Source organism: Neochlamydia sp. EPS4 (assembly GCF_000813665.1).
GTDB lineage: Bacteria > Chlamydiota > Chlamydiia > Chlamydiales > Parachlamydiaceae > Neochlamydia.
In genome coordinates this window covers 1-1,285 of record NZ_JSDQ01000024.1, presented here as the reverse complement: position 1 = coordinate 1,285, position 1,285 = coordinate 1, and the positions used below count along the sequence as shown (strand labels likewise).

Sequence of the window (1,285 nt, the reverse complement as noted above, 5' to 3'; positions counted from 1 at the left end):
TTGGACAACAAAGTACCTCTACTAAGGTATGGGCAAGAAAAGGAACGCGGCCAAAAGCTCCTAAGCAGACAGAATATAAAAATCTGTATGTAGCTACAGCTGTTTGCCCACGTTCAGGGCAAGCAGAAGGGATGATTTTACCTTTCTTAAATAGCCAAGGAGTGGAAATTCTTCTTAAGCAGGTTAGTCAATCGCTGCCTGCTTCTTCCCATGCTTTGCTAATTTTAGACCGAGCTAGCTATCATACTAGTAAAACGCTGAAAGTTCCTTCCAATATTCACCTGCTCTTTCTACCTCCTTATAGTCCTGAACTTAATCCTGTTGAAAACTTATGGCATTACTTGTGTAGCCATTTTTGGTCTAATCGTATTTATCGGGGTTATAAAGAACTAGAAAAGATGGCAATAGCTTCTTGGAGAAAGGTATGTTTGGAAGAAAAAAGAATGAAAAGTTTATGTGCTGTATCGTATGCCTAATTATGTAAGGAGTAATTTAAAAGCGTATTATTTCATTTTAGCTCACCTCAATTTAAAAAGTACTTACGGCCATTCTACAATCGAAAACACCGCCTTATTTTTTCGGCGATATACTTCAAAGGATTTTCCGCTAATTCAAGCTTGTGCAGATGACACAATTGATCTATTATTTCTGCAGGCAAGCTGGTGAGCTTGTTTTGATTTAAGTAAAGCCCTTGCAGCTGAGGTAGCTGCCCGATTTCTACAGGCAGACTGGTGAGCTTGTTTTGATTTAAGTAAAGCCCTTGCAGCTGAGGCAGCTGCCCGATTTCTGTAGGCAGAGCGGTGAGCTTGTTTTGATTTAAGTAGAGCTCTTGCAGATTAGATAATTGACCTATTTCCGCAGGCAGGCTGGTGAGCTGGTTTTGATTTAAGCTAAGCTTTAGTAGCTGAGACAGCTGCCCAATTTCTGTAGGCAGAGCGGTGAGCTGGTTTTCATTTAAGTGAAGCCCTTGCAGATTAGGCAGCTGCCCAATTTCTGCAGGAAGACTGGTGAGCTGGTTTTCATTTAAGTGAAGCCCTTGCAGATTAGACAACTGCTCAATTTCTGCAGGAAGACTGGTGAGCTGGTTTTGATTTAAGTAAAGCGCTCGCAGCTTAGACAGCTGCCCGATTTCTGTAGGCAGAGTGGTGAGCTGGTTTTCATTTAAGTAAAGGTTTTGCAGCTGAGACAACTGCCCAATTTCTGCAGGAAGACTGGTGAGCTGGTTTTGATTTAAGTAAAGCGCTTGCAGCTGCTGAGACAGCTGCCCGATTTCTGTAGGCAGAGC

Annotated in this window: 2 protein-coding genes; one reads left to right on the top strand and one right to left on the bottom strand. The window is 42.3% G+C overall.

The window, feature by feature from the left end; all coding sequences use genetic code 11:
- On the top strand, window positions 1-476 hold a 476-nt coding region (locus tag DB42_RS01585), incomplete at its 5' end, for an IS630 family transposase (RefSeq protein ID WP_044881441.1).
- Window positions 477-550: 74 nt separating this feature from the next.
- Here the strand turns inward: DB42_RS01585 and DB42_RS01580 are convergent.
- On the bottom strand, window positions 551-1,285 hold a 735-nt coding region (locus DB42_RS01580), incomplete at its 5' end, for a leucine-rich repeat domain-containing protein (protein WP_044881440.1).